General features: G+C 58.5%; 22 protein-coding genes and 1 tRNA gene. 21 read left to right on the top strand and 2 right to left on the bottom strand.

What is annotated here, in order from left to right:
* Positions 1-34 precede the first annotated feature (34 nt).
* The 5 genes from EDE09_RS28890 (at position 35) to terL (ending at position 4495) form a co-directional block, all read left to right on the top strand.
* Positions 35-1675, top strand: a complete 1641-nt coding sequence (locus tag EDE09_RS28890; protein WP_132413092.1) for a phage tail fiber protein — start codon at positions 35-37, stop codon at positions 1673-1675.
* A gap of 10 nt (positions 1676-1685) precedes the next feature.
* The gene (locus tag EDE09_RS23940) at positions 1686-2147 is read left to right on the top strand and encodes a hypothetical protein (RefSeq protein ID WP_132413090.1); all 462 of its coding nucleotides are present in this window, start codon (positions 1686-1688) and stop codon (positions 2145-2147) included.
* Positions 2148-2208: 61 nt separating this feature from the next.
* Positions 2209-2391, top strand: coding sequence for a hypothetical protein (locus EDE09_RS23935; protein WP_132413088.1), 183 nt, complete (start codon positions 2209-2211; stop codon positions 2389-2391).
* Positions 2388-2660, top strand: coding sequence for a hypothetical protein (locus EDE09_RS23930; protein WP_132413086.1), 273 nt, complete (start codon positions 2388-2390; stop codon positions 2658-2660). Before EDE09_RS23935 ends, EDE09_RS23930 begins: the two co-directional genes overlap by 4 nt.
* 125 nt (positions 2661-2785) lie before the next feature.
* Entirely contained in the window at positions 2786-4495 is a 1710-nt protein-coding gene (gene terL / locus EDE09_RS23925) for a phage terminase large subunit (RefSeq protein WP_132413084.1), read from the top strand.
* A gap of 233 nt (positions 4496-4728) precedes the next feature.
* Here terL and EDE09_RS23920 read toward each other — a convergent pair whose 3' ends face one another.
* Entirely contained in the window at positions 4729-4917 is a 189-nt protein-coding gene (locus tag EDE09_RS23920) for a hypothetical protein (RefSeq protein WP_245505225.1), read from the bottom strand.
* 1686 nt (positions 4918-6603) lie between these two features.
* Between EDE09_RS23920 and EDE09_RS23915 the strand changes: the two genes are divergently transcribed.
* The 14 genes from EDE09_RS23915 to EDE09_RS23860 all read left to right on the top strand — a co-directional run bounded on the left by EDE09_RS23915 (position 6604) and on the right by EDE09_RS23860 (position 15364).
* Positions 6604-6879, top strand: coding sequence for a hypothetical protein (locus EDE09_RS23915; RefSeq protein WP_132413080.1), 276 nt, complete (start codon positions 6604-6606; stop codon positions 6877-6879).
* Complete coding sequence (locus EDE09_RS23910; protein WP_132413078.1) at positions 6879-7379, top strand: hypothetical protein; 501 nt, start codon at positions 6879-6881, stop codon at positions 7377-7379. The genes EDE09_RS23915 and EDE09_RS23910 overlap by 1 nt, the downstream gene beginning before the upstream one ends.
* A gap of 89 nt (positions 7380-7468) precedes the next feature.
* Positions 7469-7849, top strand: a complete 381-nt coding sequence (locus EDE09_RS23905; protein WP_132413076.1) for a hypothetical protein — start codon at positions 7469-7471, stop codon at positions 7847-7849.
* Between the two features lie 198 nt (positions 7850-8047).
* Entirely contained in the window at positions 8048-8218 is a 171-nt protein-coding gene (locus tag EDE09_RS28340) for a hypothetical protein (protein WP_165924261.1), read from the top strand.
* Positions 8215-8448: a hypothetical protein gene (locus EDE09_RS23900; protein WP_132413074.1), complete on the top strand. Its 234-nt coding sequence runs from the start codon at positions 8215-8217 to the stop codon at positions 8446-8448. Before EDE09_RS28340 ends, EDE09_RS23900 begins: the two co-directional genes overlap by 4 nt.
* A 99-nt stretch (positions 8449-8547) precedes the next feature.
* A complete protein-coding gene (locus tag EDE09_RS28885) occupies positions 8548-8679 on the top strand; it encodes a hypothetical protein (RefSeq protein WP_281033680.1) in 132 nt (43 codons plus the stop codon).
* Between the two features lie 112 nt (positions 8680-8791).
* Positions 8792-8974: a hypothetical protein gene (locus EDE09_RS23895; RefSeq protein WP_132413072.1), complete on the top strand. Its 183-nt coding sequence runs from the start codon at positions 8792-8794 to the stop codon at positions 8972-8974.
* A 22-nt stretch (positions 8975-8996) separates the two neighbouring features.
* A complete protein-coding gene (locus tag EDE09_RS23890) occupies positions 8997-9734 on the top strand; it encodes a helix-turn-helix domain-containing protein (RefSeq protein ID WP_132413070.1) in 738 nt (245 codons plus the stop codon).
* A 210-nt stretch (positions 9735-9944) separates the two neighbouring features.
* On the top strand, positions 9945-10343 hold the full coding sequence (locus EDE09_RS23885) for a hypothetical protein (RefSeq protein ID WP_132413068.1): 399 nt from the start codon (positions 9945-9947) through the stop codon (positions 10341-10343).
* Between the two features lie 79 nt (positions 10344-10422).
* Complete coding sequence (locus EDE09_RS23880) at positions 10423-10770, top strand: MarR family winged helix-turn-helix transcriptional regulator (protein WP_132413066.1); 348 nt, start codon at positions 10423-10425, stop codon at positions 10768-10770.
* Position 10771: 1 nt separating this feature from the next.
* On the top strand, positions 10772-11815 hold the full coding sequence (locus EDE09_RS23875; RefSeq protein ID WP_132413064.1) for a site-specific integrase: 1044 nt from the start codon (positions 10772-10774) through the stop codon (positions 11813-11815).
* Positions 11816-11855: 40 nt separating this feature from the next.
* Positions 11856-11940, top strand: a tRNA-Leu gene (locus EDE09_RS23870).
* Between the two features lie 230 nt (positions 11941-12170).
* Positions 12171-13661 carry a trigger factor gene (tig, locus tag EDE09_RS23865; RefSeq protein WP_112800252.1) on the top strand — a complete coding sequence of 497 codons (1491 nt, stop codon included), beginning with the start codon at positions 12171-12173 and terminating at the stop codon, positions 13659-13661.
* A gap of 80 nt (positions 13662-13741) precedes the next feature.
* A complete protein-coding gene (locus EDE09_RS23860) occupies positions 13742-15364 on the top strand; it encodes an ABC-F family ATP-binding cassette domain-containing protein (RefSeq protein WP_112800254.1) in 1623 nt (540 codons plus the stop codon).
* Positions 15365-15409: 45 nt separating this feature from the next.
* Here EDE09_RS23860 and EDE09_RS23855 read toward each other — a convergent pair whose 3' ends face one another.
* Positions 15410-15589 carry a hypothetical protein gene (locus tag EDE09_RS23855; RefSeq protein WP_105372451.1) on the bottom strand — a complete coding sequence of 60 codons (180 nt, stop codon included), beginning with the start codon at positions 15587-15589 and terminating at the stop codon, positions 15410-15412.
* 219 nt (positions 15590-15808) lie between these two features.
* Here EDE09_RS23855 and EDE09_RS23850 point away from each other — a divergent pair, with 219 nt between their 5' ends.
* Positions 15809-16216, top strand: coding sequence for an OsmC family protein (locus tag EDE09_RS23850; protein WP_112800256.1), 408 nt, complete (start codon positions 15809-15811; stop codon positions 16214-16216).
* A 197-nt stretch (positions 16217-16413) separates the two neighbouring features.
* Entirely contained in the window at positions 16414-16632 is a 219-nt protein-coding gene (locus tag EDE09_RS23845; RefSeq protein WP_105372453.1) for a hypothetical protein, read from the top strand.
* The last annotated feature ends 13 nt before the right edge of the window (positions 16633-16645 follow it).

Below are 16645 nucleotides of genomic sequence, written 5' to 3'. Positions count from 1 at the left end.
GAGGCTTCGGTCTCCCCTAACACTCAAAGGAACAATGGCCGCAGAAATTCGGTCCTTCGTGGTCTACCCGGCCACAGGGACACAGAAGACGTATACCTTTAGCTTCCCGTATCTGTCCCGCGATCACATCAAGGTACTGCTCGATGAAGTAGAAGTAGGGTCCTATAGCTGGACCGCAAAGAACCAGATCACGATGAACACGGCTCCCGCATCGCAGGGCAAGAAGTTCATTACGATCAAACGCAAGACACCGAACGCTTCGCTCCTATCCGAGATCTCTGATGGCTCGACCCTCCGCGCTGACGACCTCAACCGTCAGGCTATGCAAGCCATGTATGTGGCTCAGGAGGCAGCCGACGAAGCAACCCTAGCCACCACAGGAACGCTGGCTGCCCCCAAGTCCGACGCAGGACGTGTCAGTCTCGCATTCCCCACGATTGAAGCCCGAGCCAACACGGTCCTCGGCTTCGACGAGAATGGACAATTCCGCCCCTTCACCTCGGCTGACATGCCGAAGGGACCTCCGGGTGACAAGGGTCCAGTTGGGGATCAGGGTCCTCTCGGTCCCATTGGTGCAACTGGTCCTCAGGGGCCGATTGGCCCGGTAGGTCCTCGGGGTGCTGAAGGTCCTCAGGGACCTCAGGGTATCGCTGGTCCGCAGGGGCCTCAAGGCATCGCTGGTATCATGGGACCGCAGGGCTCTCAGGGTATCATGGGACCGCAGGGTCCTCAGGGTCCGGAGGGTCCTGTTGGCAAAACCTTCGATCCCGACGCCTCGGGCCTGACTGCAGATCGCTCGGCCTATGACGCTGAGCCGAAGAACTTCTCGTTCATCGATACCGAACTGGGGATCGTCTACTGGAAGCTCTCCAACGACATTGGCGCGTGGTCTACCGGGGTCACCTTTGGTCGTGGCCCTCAGGGTCTCCAAGGTCCTCAGGGACCTCAGGGCGTTGTTGGTCCGAAGGGCGACACTGGTCCTCAGGGGCCTCAGGGCATTCAGGGACCTCAGGGTATTACCGGCGAGACTGGCCCGATTGGACCGAAGGGTGAAACCGGGGGTACGGGTCCGCAGGGTCCTATGGGTCCTACCGGCCCTCAAGGATCGATTGGTCCGACCGGCCCCAAGGGTGCTGAAGGTATGAACTGGAAAGGCGCGTACTCTTCGGCCACCGCCTACGTGGTCGACGATGTGGTCTCCTATGCCGGTGCTTCATACATCTGTATCGCCGCAGGGACGAACCGAACCCCGAGCGGTCAGCCTTCGTACTGGTCGGTGGTTGCCGCCAAGGGTGATACCGGGGCTCAGGGACCGCAGGGTCCGACCGGCGCGACGGGACCTCAGGGTGCTACAGGACCTCAGGGTGCTACCGGCGCAACTGGACCTCAGGGTGCTGCCGGCGCAACTGGACCTCAGGGTCCTCAGGGTCCTGCCGGTGGGTTCGACGTCTACTCCAGCACCAACGCTAACGAGACCAACTTCCCCATTGGACACATTATCGCTGTCGCAGGGGGCATCAAGAACCGTAACTCCTCCGCAGCCATCTACCTCTACACCTCCGCAGCCAACGCCTACACCTTCGCCGCTGGCGGAGCCCAGTTGGCAGGAACTTGGCTGGCCCGTGGTTACACCGCAGGTAACGACCAGATCACACTGATGCAGCGGATCGCATAAGGAACAATCAATGACACAATTCCACCAGCTACTGTCCGTGGCTGAACAGCCGATCCCTGACCACTACTCGGTGACGATCATGGCCGATATCCTCGGTGACGGGACAAGCCACGAGGTCGTCTACGGGATCACCCCGGGCGACCAAGAGGGGATAGCCCCTGAGGTGAGAGCTGCCGTCGTCGAGTGGATCAACTACGGTCATCCGGTAGCTCCATACTCGCCTCCGACCGTGGAACAGACTCGGGCTCTCATGCCCAAGCTCACCCGTCGTCAGCTCATGCTTGCTCTGGCCACCATCGGCGTGATGGAAGAGGCCGTCGCTTCGACCATTACCGATACCGTGGATTTGATCGAGTGGAAGAACGCCTCGACCTTCGAGCGTCTCAACCCTCTGCTGAACGAAGTGGCCGACAATCTCGGCCTACCTCAGGAACAGGTCGATGGCCTTTGGAACTGGGCTCTTCAGCTTTAACTCCAACGCCTCGGGCTCCGGCCCGGGGTTCACCCCATTATCTCACACAGGAACCAAGTTTGTGGAACACACCACCACGGCAGTTGCTGCGGGAGCTGTAGCATCGCCGTTCTGGCTTCCTTGGCTACAGACTGCTTCCGAAGTCGCAGCCACCATCGCACCAATCCTCGGTCTCGTCTGGCTCATCGTCCAGATCACGACCAAGGTCTATGACACATTCTTCAAGGACAAGCCAAAGGTATGAAGACCGACAAGTCCGCTATGGACGGCCTCTTTGACAAGTTCGCTGAACTGCTGTCCGAAACCCTCGATCAGGGTAAGGCCGTAGTCGACAAGGATACCGGCGAGATCGTTCGCGTCACCCCCGATGCTGCGACCCTCAATGTCGTCCGTCAGTTCCTAAAGGATACCGGAACGGTACTCCAGCCGGGAACGCATAGCCCAGCCGTTGATAAGATCGCCAATGCCCTGCCGTTCAGCGGTGAGGAGCATGAGGAAGAACACTACCACTGACCCGACCACAGGGCCGTAGAGAGGCGTTTGTCGCTTCCGGCCCTGTCCCCCATCCAATCCCGAGAATGCTCTGAAAGCCCTGCACCGCAGGAGCCTGTGGGCATTCTACGGCCATTCCAAGGATAATGACCAAGACAACGAACGGCCTGCTTGCAGGTACGACCCTTTCTGCAGCCGACCCGCTACGCGACTTCCGCAACTTCCTCTTCGTGGTCTGGCAGCACCTCAATCTCTCGAAGCCTACCAAAGTCCAGTACGACATGGCCCGCTACCTACAGCACGGGCCGAAGCGTCTAATCATTCAGGCATTCCGTGGTGTCGGCAAGAGCTGGGTCACCTCGGCATTCGTCTGCTGGCTTCTCTACTGCAACCCGCAGCTCAACATCCTCGTCATCTCGGCATCCAAGCAACGCGCAGACGACTTCTCGACCTTTACCCTGCGCCTGATCTTCGAGATGGAGCTACTGGCTCACCTACGGCCTGGCCCCGGCCAGCGCTTCTCCAAGGTCTCGTTCGACGTGGGTCCGGCCCGAGCCTCCCATGCCCCCTCGGTCAAGTCCCTCGGTATCAACTCACAGATCGCCGGTTCCCGTGCTGACGTTCTGATCGCGGACGACATTGAGGTCGTGAATAACTCAGACACCCAGCTCAAGCGCGATGGCCTCTCCGAGAAGATCAAGGAGTTCGATGCTGTCTTGAAACCCGGTGGCCGTATCATCTACCTCGGCACCCCCCAGACCGAACAGTCGATCTACAACCTCCTGCCAGCCCGTGGCTATCAGACCCGTGTCTGGCCGTCCCGGTACCCCGACCCTGAGCGACAGGCTCGCTACGGCCCCCGCCTTGCCCCTCTGATCGCCCGTGAGCTTGATGCTGATCCGGAGCTAGTAGGACGCTCGACAGATCCCGAACGCTTCACAGAGGTCGATCTGGACGAACGTGAGCTGTCCTATGGCCGCTCTGGCTTCGCCCTGCAGTTCATGCTCGACACCAGCCTGTCCGATGAGGACAAGTTCCCGCTCAAGCTATCGGACCTGATCATCATGGGACTCAACCCGTCGAAGGGTCCATCAGAGGTCGTGTGGTCCTCGGCCCCGGATCTGATCTACGAGGAACTGCCGATGGTCGGTCTCCCCGGCGATCGCTACTACCGGCCCATGTATCTGTCCAAGGACTGGCTCGATTGGGAAGGCTCGGTCATGTTCGTCGACCCCTCCGGTCGCGGTAAGGACGAAACCTCGTGGGCTGTGGTCAAGCTGCTGCATGGCTTCCTGTTCCTGACCAAGGTTGGAGCCGTGAAGGGCGAGGGCTATTCGGATGCCACGCTGTCGCGCATCCTATCGGACGCCAAGGACCAGAAGGTAAACCTCATCCTCGTCGAACCGAACTTCGGTGACGGTATGTTCGCCCAGCTCCTCCGAGCCAAGGGTCAGATCCAGTATCCTTGCATGGTCGAGGACGCTGCTTGGTCGAAGGCCCAAAAGGAGGCCCGGATCATCGACACGCTAGAGCCTATCATGAACCAGCACAGGCTCGTGGTCTGCTCCTCGGTCATCGACTGGGACTACAACTCGACGGCCAGCTACAATCCCGACGACATCCAGCGCATGAGGCTGTTCTACCAGATGACCCGTGTCACCCGGGCTCGTGGCGCTCTCTCGCACGATGACCGTCTCGATGCCGTGGCGGGAGCTGTAGCTCACTGGGTCGAGTACATGAGCCGGAACAACAACAAGGCCGTGGAAGAGCGGAAGCAGGATCTCCTCGACGCTGAGCTAGCGCGGTTCATGGACAACGTCCTCGGTCGGTCTGGAGACCTCCCTCGGTGGTTCTAAGACACCAGACCTCGGTTAATCCCGGGGTCTGAGACCTCTGTTTGAATAGGGACCACAATAGGTACGCTGGGGGTTCAAACCCTAGTTATAGCTATGGTTCCTAACCATGGCTCCACATGATAGGATTAGGTCAAGGCTAGGACCTTGGTTCAGACCATAGCTCCACATGAGAGACTTAGGTCAAGGCCATGGGTCTGACCAAGGCAAAAGGGGAGTGAGGAGTGATCCTCCCCCTACAGAAGCTTCAAGACCCTGAGCCTGTTCCCCGGTATTAGCTCGACGAACCGCCTATGCTCCAGCATCATGATGGCATCAACGATCTCGTTCTGGGTGAAGCCTCGGTCGACCAAGGGCACACCGATATCGAACATGTCGATGGTCTCCGTCCCGAGTTCCCTCAGGAGGTTGACCAAGGCTGTCATGGTGTCTTCGTGTCGGTCCATGGTCCAGACCATAGTTCAACCCGGGAATGTTTTGGTAGAAATTTACGAACGACCCATCAGATCAAAGGCACAACTCGCGTCCCCCCGGGTACCCCCTGCGCGATGCGGGTGCGCGGTCAAGTCCTGAGCCACCCATTGTCACCTCGATTGTCACGGCCAGCTGGAAAGCCCAATGAAATCAAGGGGCTATACCAGATGTTAGATCCGTTTTGCTTGTGGTTAGGCTGTGGATGGACAGGGGATAGACCAATGATTGTTCAAGGCTGAACATATTTGGTCGTGTGTTCGTCTATCGGTGCCTTTTGCCCATAGCCGGAACCATGGCCCAAACACGGGACATGACCGGGGACAGGCTCACGGCGAATGGGGGACACACTAGGGCCAAGGATGAGACCAAGGATTAAACCATGGTTACAGGCGTGGGTGCTTGACCCTCGCTTTGCGCTCTACGGCGTTCAACCGGAGAGACCATTCCTCAGCCTCAGTCCGGGGTAGCTTCCACAGCACATAGAACGTCCCGTCGTGCTCTATCTCGGCAGGACCGCCAGTAACCGAATCTATGACGTGCCATAGTCCGTCCTCGTGCTGGCTCAGGTGATAGCGGGAGATGCTTTCCATGGTCGTGACTATAGCCGAAACCGAGGCCAGGGCGAAGGTGCTCACACGGCGCGTTCATTGGTCTGCCAAAAGGGGACCATAGCCGAAACCATGGCCAAATCAGGGGCTGGACCTACGCTAAGCCATTGACAGGACTCGTAATTTCTTGCTGGCGCACCATGCCGAAATAGGGTATTTCCTTGCAATATGGCAACCAAGCGCCTGTCGACACCTAAAGAAATAACTCTTGAATATCATTAGGTTAGAAGAAATATGCAATCGGTTCGAAAAAATATGTTTGCCAAAGTGCAAGCGATTGGTAGAACTAAATCACACCAGACGAACAACAAACGATCTGGTGGGGCCGGTCAGAGCGGCTCGGTGCAAGAGGCCTCTAGGGGCGCTTGGTTCTTTCTCATCGCTAGACGATCCATCCTCGATCCTAACCACGGCTCGACAGTGGACAGAAACAAACGACAGTCGTCCGCTGTATGCGACAAGACGACGGAACAATCAACGGAAAGCATCCTCTCAGGTGGTTACCACGGGCCTAGACCATGGTGACTACGGAACTGGACAGCAGCACAGAGACCGTCCGTCTTAACCAGCAAGCCACCGACTGTGGGGCAAGGAAACCGTGCCCTGAACAACGGGACCAACCTCGAAAGGGGACTGCCCTTGGATCAAGACCACGGCTCGACCATGCGTAATGATCCAAGGGCAATCGCTCACGCTCTATCAGTGGGTTCATATGGTTGCACTTTGGCAAACAATACAAGCCGTCCAATGAGGTCACGCCACGGTGACTTGATTGGTCCGCTTGCTGGCCGTGCTGAACGGCTAGACCACAGCCCGGACCCGGAAGGGGCGACGAGACAGCTTCAAGACTGTTGGGAGATAGATCCATGGTCACATGGTCAATCACCCTTCGCTGGAAAAAGAAAGGGGCCACGGTCTCACTCACCGTGGCCCTCATCTTCACCCTCTAGCGCAAGGGGGCCGGGTGGAGCGATCCACTCGGTTCCCACAGTCTAGCTCAACCCCAATCTGGCCTCAAGGAACAATTCGATGGCTCGGTTCAATCCGTTCACCAAAGTGAACTGCCGGTACGGCGCACCGATGGGTCGCCATGGTGACAACCCCGAAGCATTTCCCGAAACTGGGAAGCTCTATGCCCGTCATTGCGGTGGAGATGGTTACTATGACCGAGGCGGGGCCTACTGGGGTCACTCTCGGGTTTATGCTGTCTGGATACGTGGCGGCGAATACTGCGCCTATGTCGAGACGACCTCTGTACCCGCAGCCATCAAGATTGTCGATGAAGCCCGAAAGGAAGCCGCGTAATGGCCATCACCGTTCAAGAACTCGTCCAGCGAGAAGTTCACTACTGCGTCTCTTCCCTCGTTCATACCTTGGCGCAGGGCTATGGCGCACCACACCTCAACCGGGACCTTGAAACCCTCGCGGAACAGGCCTTCGAGCTTTCCAGCCCGATTGACGATTGGGAGGAAGCCGCGCGGGAAGCTGGTTATAGCGAGCACGTGGATGGCTTTATCAATGGTGGGAAACCCTGCTGGAAGTCTGACAAATTGACACCCGTTTATTGCGCAACGGCTCAAGATGCCTGTGAAGCTAACGACATCGAGCCATACCAGTGGGAAGTCTACGAGCACTGGATCGTCTCGGACTGGCTAGCAGACAAGCTCATCGCCAAGGGCGAGAAGGTTGACAAGGATTTCGGCGGAATGACCGTCTGGGCGAGGACCACAACGGGCCAGGCCATCTATATGGATAACGTCATGGAGCGGATAACCGCCGACCTCAATGGCAAACCTGCGTCCTAATACTTGCCAATCTGCAAACGATTTCACCCTGCGGCTCGGCTCTGGACCTCCAGTCGGGCCAGCCGTGGGGCCTTCCTTCGGATTTAACCATGCTTGTCTATCGCATCGAACATACGAACGGCGAGGGCGCTTTCGGCGCTGGACTTGCCCGCATCCACGACCGCAACTGCCACGATACCTATCGCCGGGCTGCATATGACCATCCTGGGCCGCGTAGTGAGTATGGGACGCCGCTCAAGTCCCTATTCGATGGCTACGGCTACTACGACTACCTCTTCGCCTGTCAAAGCAAGACACAACTGCGGTCTTGGTTCGGGTCCAGACCCGGGCGTCGGGCCATGGCGAAAGCTGGTGGCGTCATGGTCACCTACGAAGTCCCCGACGATGCCGTCGCCAAGGGCAAAACCCAAGTCGCTTTCCTTAAATCCCGGGCCACGAAGCTCTCGTCGGTTCCAGCAGACCAATGGTGAGACAATGACCACGACCACCGCCACGCTGTTAGCTGCTCTCAAGGACATAGCCGAGACCCCGAAACAGGGTGAGCCATGTCCCGATGATCCCCGATACGAACAATCATGGACGGATGAGTGCGGCAGATACGCCATCGACCGTCTGCACGACATCATTGACTTGGCCCGACGCGCTGTGACCCGGTCAGGAGATCACGCATGACCAAGGGATATTACGAAGTTCGCAAGAACGAGAAGCTTGGACACTGGCTCCTGACCCACATCGGGATGGGCTGGATGACCCCGATGGGCAAGTTCAAGAAGCGCAAGGAAGCGATCCTCCGTGCCCGGGTCTTCGCCGGTCGCCGGGGGAAGGTGGTGGTCGCATGAGCCGCAAATATCGTCCGCTCACTCAGGAAGAGACCGACGCCCTAGTCGCCTTTGCTGCGGCCCACGGTCGACGCTGGAAGGCCATCCTCAGCGAGGTCTACTGGTACAACGCCCGTCTCTGGAGCGACAGCTCGGGCAATCGGGTTGGCTCGGTCCTCCATGGCCTCCGCAACGAGTTCGGCCCGACTTGGCTCTTCGACCACTGCAAGCTGCCCAAGGCCGACCAATGACCCCAGTCGAAACCTTCGCTCACGCCCTCATGCTCATCGCCGTGGGGCTCACCCTGATCTCCGGCTTCACCGCTTGGTGGTTCGTCAAAGGACTTCCTGATGAATAACTACGACCGTCAATCCGACTGGTACCAGCGCGAGTATCGGGCCGACACTTGGCAGAACTGCGCGTCAGCAATCGCCCTGGGCCTCTTCATCTTCGGCATCTGCGCACTGATTGGGGCTCTCTGATGGGCTGCCATCCTTACCACGGTCACCGCAGAACGCGGTCCAACTTCTTCACTGCGGGGATCGCCATCGCCTTCCTGCTCATCACCATCGGCTGCATCCACGGAGCCCTCTCATGACCCCCAAGAACATGATCCACGTCGACGAGGAGTTCTTCACCAAGGACGGAGCCATCCGTTTCCTCTCGCAGTACCGCCGCAAGTTCCCCGGCTCCAAGTGGGGGACGAACATCCGCCTCCGCTTCGACCGCCTGTCCCGTCACTGGTCGGTGACCGGCCATCGCTTCCAAACCGCATAACCCAACATCTGGAGAAAGACACATGACCAACAACCCAGCATCAGCTATGGCAATCTTCGCAGCTCTCTCGGTCGGCTCTAAGTTCTGGTTCCGTGACAGCGCTACTGGTTTGAACCTTGGCCAGAAGCCGGTCGAAGCCCTCAAGATCACGGATCGCATCGCTCTCATCGTCAACGGGGAGGCGGGTTGGTACCTGCCGCGCCGCGAGATCAAGTCTGATGTCGACCTGACGGGCGTCAAGGCCAACGGCAGTGGCTTCTTCGGCTGGTACCTCGACAACAACAGCGGCCTGAGTGTCTGGACCAACGACCCGACCGTGAAGAAGACCAGAGCAAAGCGCGTAGCCACCTCGCTCATTGGTCGCCGGTTCTCGCTGATGTCCTTGCCGGAAGGGATGGAGGGTGTACTGACGGTCGGCATGAAGGGCACGATGCTCCAGACTGGAGTGGAAACCCCGAGCGTCGTCTTCGACCATCACCCGACGATCCGCTACATCCACACCAGCCACATGGGCATTCATCGGAAGCGCAAGAAGATCACCCTTGATCGTCTCCCGAAGCAGACTGCCGAGGTTCTTTCCCTGCTCAAAGCCAAGGGTTCTCTCACGGCGATTGAAGCCGGTGGCGTAATCCGCGCTCGGTCGCTCTCAAAGCGCATCAGCGAACTGAAGGAGGCAGGTGTCGAGATCGAGGCCGAGACCAAATTCGATCACACTGGCCAGCGTTACGCTCGCTATCACCTCATCCCTCAGGCGGCTTAGGAATATAATCCACAGCCTCGGGGGTGGTTGTGGGTGATAGGAAAAAAGTCCTTGCCTGTTCTAACTTTGTTCTCTATCTCTGTGGCCATTGTCTATCAGAGGTAGAGGACAGCTTCTAGTGAATCATTTTTAGTAGATGCTAATAGAAGTCACTAGGCGTATATGCCCGGCCACCGGGCGAACGACCACGGAACAGCAAACAGGAACATCATGAAACTCGAACCTGATACGCATGACGGCGTAGGGCCTGTCGTGTGCCCAATGCTTCCCTTTCTGCATGTAAGACAGAAGGTTGGGGCGCTTCTCGAACTGGTCAGACCATCGACCGTACCGCCGACCCCCGCCGAGTATGCTGGGTTCGCTGATGTCCCCTCGCTAAAGGGGTACGACACCGCCTTCGGCTTCCTTGCAAAGAACAATCCAGAGAGCCTCGACTTTCTCGATGACCCGATCACAGCGATCCTCGAAGAGTATGAGGCTCTTCTAACGCTTTGCTCAAAAAAAGGTCTCCCTTGTGCGGAGACAACCGCGCCTTCAGCCCTTAGAGAGCGCGGGTTCAACAGGACGTTCGCCTTCCCGGTTGAAATCTTGGAGGCGCACTTCCTCTAGCTTGACTTTGTCACGGCTACTCAGTCACTTGCATGATGGCAAGGTCTGATTTGTAAGACCGTTTACTCAGGGGAAATCCATGATTACCGCGACCACGGACAACAAGTCCACTCGACGCTTCATCACCGCGATAGAGCAGTTCAGAGAACTTGATCCGAATATACAGGCAACCTCGATAGTTGTCTTCATGGCCGCCGCCAGTCGCCCGGGCGCAACTGCTCGGGAACTGTCCCAAACTTCTGGGATCACCGAATACACTCTCAGCCGAACCTTAGCCGCCTTGAGCGAAACTCATCGCAACGGGCAGCCGGGTCTCGACCTGCTCACACGAAAGGAGAACCCAACCGACGCACGAAACAAGCAGATTTATCTCAAGGAGAAGGGTGTGGCTCTTTACAAGCGCATCCTTGCACTAACAGGAGACTAGAATGGCCGTAAGAAGACGTGGCAACACGTTTCAAGCCGACTTTATGATCAAGGGTAAACGATATCGCGAGACCTTTGATACCGAGAATGCAGCAAAGCGCTGGGAAATGGACACCAAGGAAGCCCTCGCGGCGGGTAAGCCAATCCCCTCAGTCAACAACGGTCGGGCCGATAGCGGCCACAAGATCAAGACCCTCCAGCAACTCTTCGAACACGTCTGCAAGACCCACTGGAAACTCAAGCGGTCCTCCGAGACCCTCATTCAGTCTGGCAAGCAGTGCGTCGACATCCTCGGCGCAAACTTCGAAGTCAGCGAGTTCTCTCGCCTCCAGTACGACCTGATCATCGCTGAACTCTCCGAGCAGGAACTCTCGAACGCCACCATCAATCGGAAACTGGCAGCCATGTCAGTCATGATCCGTGCGGCTGTTGAGATTGGAGCCCTCAACCGGGCACCCAAAGTTCCGCTTCAAGAGGAAGGCCTCGGTCGTACCCGGTTCCTAACCGTGGATGAAGAGACCAAGCTCCTCAAGCTATTCGAGAAGTGGGGAATGGACGACGTTCGTGCCTTCACGATCTTCGCGCTCGATACCGGGGGCCGACTATCGGCAATGCTGGGGCTTGGTTGGGGAGACTTCGGGGAGAAGCTCTCGACGGTGACCTACTGGAAGGACAAGAAGTCCCCACCGCGCACCCTCCCGCTGACCGAGCGGTCGAAGGACGAGCTGCGAAAGCTCAAAGAACGCTACCCGGATGAGCCCGGGCCGTTCCGAATGTTCCGGTCGAAGAACGGTGTGCTTCGTACACACTGGGATCGGGCCATGACCCATCTAAAGCTTGACGACGTGGTCATCCATACACTAAGGCACACCTGCGCCAGCCGCTTGGTACAACGGAGTGTTGATCTTCGTCGTGTCCAGCAGTGGATGGGACACCGCAGCATTCAGACTACGCTGCGCTATGCTCATCTGGCTCCGTCAGACCTTCTTGGGATGGCCGGTGTTCTGGAGCAGCATACGCAGCAACAAGCGGTTCAAGCCGTGTGACAATGCCTGTGACAACTGGTGACAGTTGTGACAACAAGGAGCGGGTGTGGCGGAATTGGTAGACGCAATGGATTTAGGTTCCATCGCCTTACGGCGTGGGGGTTCGAGTCCCTTCACCCGCACCACAAAGACATTGACACGGAGAGGTGTTTACGGGATTTAGGTTCTGGTGCCGCAAGGCGTGGGAGTTCAAGTCTCTCTACCCGCACCAGCACCGCCAGGAGTGCGGTCGGGTCAGGAATGGCCGAAGACAAGCGCTCCACGAAGCTGCGGCTGGTCTCTTTGAAGTTCCGGCGATGTGCTCACTGAAACAATGGCTGTCTGGGCACCGCCGCCACGATATGAAGGTTTAAAAATGCAGGTTACCGAAACGCTCGCTGAAGGGCTGAAGCGCGAAATCAAGGTCGTTATCCCGAAGAAGGATATGGAGGCCGAACTGAACGTTCGCCTCGCCGACGCCAAGGACAAGGTCCGCATCAACGGTTTCCGTCCGGGCAAGGTGCCCGTTGCACATCTCAAGAAGATGTACGGCAAGTCGATCATGGCCGACCTCGTCAACGAGATTGTCCGTGAACGCCCGACCAAGATCCTGTCCGAGCGCGGCGAAAAGTCGGCGACGCAGCCGTCGGTCGCCATGACCGAGGACGAAGCTGAAGCCGAAAAGATCCTGAATGCTCAGGCCGATTTCGAATTCACGCTCTCCTATGAAGTCATTCCGCCGATCGAGCTGAAGCCGACCAGCGGCCTGTCCGTCGTTCGCGAAGTGGTGGAAGTCACCGAAGAGGAAGTCACCGAGCAGATCGAAAAGATCGCCGAGAGCGCGCGCACGTTTGAGACGAAGAAGGGCAAGGCCGCCAATGGCGACCGCGTCACCATGAACTATCTCGGCAAGGTCGACGGCGAAGCCTTTGATGGCGGCGCTGCCGAGGACGCTGAACTGGTTCTCGGTTCGGGCCGTTTCATTCCCGGCTTCGAAGACCAGCTGATCGGTGTCAAGGCCGGCGACGAAAAGCAGATCTCCGTGACCTTCCCGGCTGACTATCCGGCCGCCAATCTGGCCGGCAAGGAAGCCACCTTCGATATCACCGTGAAGGAAGTCGCCGCTCCGGCCGCGATCGAAATCAACGATGAGCTTGCCTCCAAGCTCGGCATCGAATCCGTCGACCGTCTCAAGGAGATCGTCCGCGGCCAGATCGAAAGCCAGTACGGCAGCGTTACCCGCCAAAAGGTGAAGCGCCAGATTCTCGACCAGCTCGATGAACTCTATAAGTTCGACACCCCGCAGGGCCTCGTCGACGCCGAATTCGAAAACATCTGGCGTCAGATCAACACCGATCTTCAGCAGTCGGGCAAGACCTTCGAGGATGAAGACACCACCGAGGAAGATGCGCGCGTCGAATACCGCAAGCTCGCAGAGCGTCGCGTTCGCCTCGGTCTCGTTCTTTCCGAAATCGGCGAAAAGGCCGGCGTCGAAGTAACCGAAGAAGAGATGCAGCGTGCCCTTTACGCTCAGCTTCAGCAGTTCCCGGGCCAGCAGAAGGAAATCCTCGATTTCTTCCGCAACACCCCCGGCGCTTCCGCTTCGCTCCGCGCTCCTATCTTCGAAGAGAAGGTCGTGGACAAGCTGCTTTCTGAAATCAAGGTCACCGACAAGACCGTGACGAAGGAAGAGCTGATGGCCGAAGACGAGGCCGAATCTGCTGAAAAGCCGGCCAAGAAGAAGGCCGCTCCGAAGAAGGCTGCCGCCAAGGCCGAGGCTGCTGATGCTGCCGAAGGCGAAGAAGCTGCCGCTCCGAAGAAGAAGGCTGCTCCGAAGAAGAAGGCCGCTGAGGACAGCGCCGAATAAGCTTCGCATTGAATCTGTAGAAAAGCCGGGTCGGCAACGATCCGGCTTTTTTGTTGTGACAACCTCCAAAGTTCTTCGCCATGATCCGCATCGAAAACATCAGCAAGTCGAATAGTCACCGCATTCTCTTTATCGAAGCGTCGGCGGCGTTGAACCGCGGCGAAAAGATCGGACTCGTCGGCCCGAACGGCGCCGGCAAGACCACGCTCTTCCGGATGATCACCGGCCAGGAGATCCCGGACGAGGGGCAGGTCACGGTCGAAAAACACGTCACCATCGGCTATTTCAGCCAGGATGTCGGCGAAATGTCCGGACGCAGCGCTGTGACCGAGGTGATGGACGGGGCAGGGCCTGTGAGCGAGGTCGCTGCCGAGCTGCGCGAACTCGAAACGGCGATGGTCGATCCGGACCGGATGGACGAGATGGATCAGATTATCGAGCGTTATGGCGAGGTTCAGGCGCGCTACGAGGAACTCGATGGTTACGGGCTCGAGGGGCGCGCCCGCGAGGTGCTGGCCGGCTTGAGCTTTACGCAGGAGATGATGGACGGCGATGTCGGCAAGCTTTCGGGGGGTTGGAAGATGCGCGTGGCGCTTGCCCGCATCCTGCTGATGCGCCCGGATGTCATGCTGCTCGACGAACCGAGCAACCATCTTGATCTCGAGAGCCTGATCTGGCTCGAATCCTTCCTCAAGGGCTATGATGGCGCGTTGCTGATGACCTCGCACGACAGGGAGTTTATGAACCGCATCGTTACCAAGATCATCGAGATCGATGCCGGATCGCTGACCACCTATTCCGGCGACTATGCCTTTTATGAGCAGCAGCGGGCGCAAAACGAAAAGCAGCAGCAGGCCCAGTTCGAACGCCAGCAGGCCATGCTGGCCAAGGAAATCAAATTCATCGAGCGCTTCAAAGCGCGCGCCTCGCACGCGGCACAGGTGCAGAGCCGGGTCAAGAAGCTCGACAAGATCGAGCGGGTCGAGCCGCCAAAGCGCCGCCAGGCGGTGGCGTTCGAATTCCAACCGGCGCCACGTTCCGGCGAGGATGTGGTCAATCTCAAGAACGTGCATAAGAGATACGGCAGCCGGTCGATCTACGAGGGGCTGGATTTCATGGTGCGCCGCAAGGAACGCTGGTGCATCATGGGCATCAACGGCGCAGGCAAGTCGACCCTTCTGAAGCTTGTGGCCGGTTCGGCGGAGCCTGACGAGGGCAACGTCACCGTCGGCGCCAGCGTCAAGATGGGTTATTTCGCCCAGCATGCGATGGATGTGCTCGACGGAGACCTGACGGTCTTCGAATGGCTGGAGGCGGAATTTCCGCGGGCCGGGCAGGGGGCGCTGCGGACGCTCGCCGGTTGCTTCGGGTTTTCCGGCGACGACGTGGAAAAGAAGTGCCGGGTGCTTTCGGGCGGTGAAAAGGCGCGGCTGGTGATGGCGGCCATGCTTTTCGATCCGCCGAACTTCCTGGTCCTCGACGAGCCGACCAACCATCTCGACCTCGATACCAAGGAAATGCTGATCAAGGCGCTTTCGGATTACGAAGGCACGATGCTTTTCGTTTCCCACGACCGGCATTTCCTCGCCGAGCTTTCAAACCGTGTTCTCGAACTCACGCCCGAGGGCATCCACCGTTATGACGGCGGATATACGGAGTATGTCGAACGGACCGGTTACGAGGCGCCGGGCCTGAGAAGCTGAGGTGAGCAATATGCAAGACGTGCGGCGCGGGGGCTTGCGGGCCAGTTAACCGCGACTGCCGTTCGGCCTTAGCGCCGGGCTGACTTCCAGCTGTTGCCGGGGTTGATTTTGCGCCGTCTCGCTATCCTGGCTGCTGATCTTCAGCAGGGCACCGAATCCCACGATCGTCGCCAGGATGAGGGAGCCGATGATTTCATAACGAGGCATTCCGAACCGATTGGCCATGGTCGCAACTCCTAATGAAGTTACTTACGCGCACCATGGAAAAATGTTCCCGATCCCGCTCCATGGGTTGCAGCCATACGAGATGCCCCAACCTTCCTGACGATCTTTCTTGATAACCGGCCCCGGTACCTACATGCTGTGCGGAGGCGGCTCAGTGTGGAGGAGCGGTGCAACTGTTGATGCGCCCGGCCGCTGGTCACCGCCCCTTGGGAGGACAGGATGGCGACCTCTACCGTTGAATTGCGCAATGTAGCCGGGACGGAAGCAGCATTGGGATGGGCAGGCGGGCATACGGTGGTCGTCGATCGGCCCGATGGAAAGGCTGGTGGCAAGGGGCTGGGCTTTAATGGCGCCCAGCTTCTCGGCCTGGCGATCGGCGGCTGTTACTGCAACGACCTCCGGTATGCGGCACACGAAATGGATGTCGAACTGGGTGAGATCGAAGTGACGGTAACCGTCGCCCTGGATGGCTCGCCACTGTTGGCAACAGGTGCCGAGGTCGCCGTCCGTTGCGAAACCAGGGATGGATCGGACGTTCGCCTTGTCATCGACAGGGCGTGGCAGGTCTGTACCGTCGCCAATTCCCTTCGGCTCGGCATCCCGGTCAGCATTATCTCCTCGCTATAACTCTGGACGGCGCCCGCCGCGACACCAGAACCGACATCGGCGCCACTCCCTTGCTCCCGAAGGGCACTCCCCGCTTGATCCTTGCCACGCCTCCGTAATCGCGTCGCCCAAAAGGTGTAGGACGGTCTGACGGCAAGCGACGGAACTTCTTGCCTTGCAATCCAGTTATTGCGCCAGGGCATGCAGGAGGCCAGAAGATGCCGCTGCTGATCAGCTATATCATTATTCGCGTGTCGATCGGTTTTGCCCTGGGCGCTGCCACGGCATTGGCGATCCTTCTCCAGTGGTTTGTAACTGGCCCCACGACTCTTGCTGCGCTTGAGATGTGGCTGGTGATCTACGGGTTCGGCTCCGTTTTCGGGCTCGGCTATCTCGCGACATCTCTGGCGTTGGATGCCGACGACGACGGAGCCTGAGCGGCTACCCCGC

The sequence above is a fragment of the Neorhizobium sp. S3-V5DH genome (assembly GCF_004343065.1).
GTDB lineage: Bacteria > Pseudomonadota > Alphaproteobacteria > Rhizobiales > Rhizobiaceae > Neorhizobium > Neorhizobium huautlense.
The sequence above is the reverse complement of the archived record's forward strand: the minus strand, read 5'-3'. Positions and strand labels throughout refer to the sequence as shown.

Bases quoted from the DNA above. Each gene is read 5' to 3' on its own strand.
- EDE09_RS28890 (WP_132413092.1), top strand. From the start codon at position 35: ATGGCCGCAGAAATTCGGTCCTTCGTGGTCTACCCGGCCACAGGGACA.
- EDE09_RS23940 (WP_132413090.1), top strand. From the start codon at position 1,686: ATGACACAATTCCACCAGCTACTGTCCGTGGCTGAACAGCCGATCCCT.
- EDE09_RS23930 (WP_132413086.1), top strand. From the start codon at position 2,388: ATGAAGACCGACAAGTCCGCTATGGACGGCCTCTTTGACAAGTTCGCT.
- terL (WP_132413084.1), top strand. From the start codon at position 2,786: ATGACCAAGACAACGAACGGCCTGCTTGCAGGTACGACCCTTTCTGCA.
- EDE09_RS23920 (WP_245505225.1), bottom strand. From the start codon at position 4,917: ATGACAGCCTTGGTCAACCTCCTGAGGGAACTCGGGACGGAGACCATC.
- EDE09_RS23915 (WP_132413080.1), top strand. From the start codon at position 6,604: ATGGCTCGGTTCAATCCGTTCACCAAAGTGAACTGCCGGTACGGCGCA.
- EDE09_RS23910 (WP_132413078.1), top strand. From the start codon at position 6,879: ATGGCCATCACCGTTCAAGAACTCGTCCAGCGAGAAGTTCACTACTGC.
- EDE09_RS23905 (WP_132413076.1), top strand. From the start codon at position 7,469: ATGCTTGTCTATCGCATCGAACATACGAACGGCGAGGGCGCTTTCGGC.
- EDE09_RS28340 (WP_165924261.1), top strand. From the start codon at position 8,048: ATGACCAAGGGATATTACGAAGTTCGCAAGAACGAGAAGCTTGGACAC.
- EDE09_RS23900 (WP_132413074.1), top strand. From the start codon at position 8,215: ATGAGCCGCAAATATCGTCCGCTCACTCAGGAAGAGACCGACGCCCTA.
- EDE09_RS28885 (WP_281033680.1), top strand. From the start codon at position 8,548: ATGAATAACTACGACCGTCAATCCGACTGGTACCAGCGCGAGTATCGG.
- EDE09_RS23895 (WP_132413072.1), top strand. From the start codon at position 8,792: ATGACCCCCAAGAACATGATCCACGTCGACGAGGAGTTCTTCACCAAG.
- EDE09_RS23890 (WP_132413070.1), top strand. From the start codon at position 8,997: ATGACCAACAACCCAGCATCAGCTATGGCAATCTTCGCAGCTCTCTCG.
- EDE09_RS23885 (WP_132413068.1), top strand. From the start codon at position 9,945: ATGAAACTCGAACCTGATACGCATGACGGCGTAGGGCCTGTCGTGTGC.
- EDE09_RS23880 (WP_132413066.1), top strand. From the start codon at position 10,423: ATGATTACCGCGACCACGGACAACAAGTCCACTCGACGCTTCATCACC.
- EDE09_RS23875 (WP_132413064.1), top strand. From the start codon at position 10,772: ATGGCCGTAAGAAGACGTGGCAACACGTTTCAAGCCGACTTTATGATC.
- tig (WP_112800252.1), top strand. From the start codon at position 12,171: ATGCAGGTTACCGAAACGCTCGCTGAAGGGCTGAAGCGCGAAATCAAG.
- EDE09_RS23860 (WP_112800254.1), top strand. From the start codon at position 13,742: ATGATCCGCATCGAAAACATCAGCAAGTCGAATAGTCACCGCATTCTC.
- EDE09_RS23855 (WP_105372451.1), bottom strand. From the start codon at position 15,589: ATGGCCAATCGGTTCGGAATGCCTCGTTATGAAATCATCGGCTCCCTC.
- EDE09_RS23850 (WP_112800256.1), top strand. From the start codon at position 15,809: ATGGCGACCTCTACCGTTGAATTGCGCAATGTAGCCGGGACGGAAGCA.
- EDE09_RS23845 (WP_105372453.1), top strand. From the start codon at position 16,414: ATGCCGCTGCTGATCAGCTATATCATTATTCGCGTGTCGATCGGTTTT.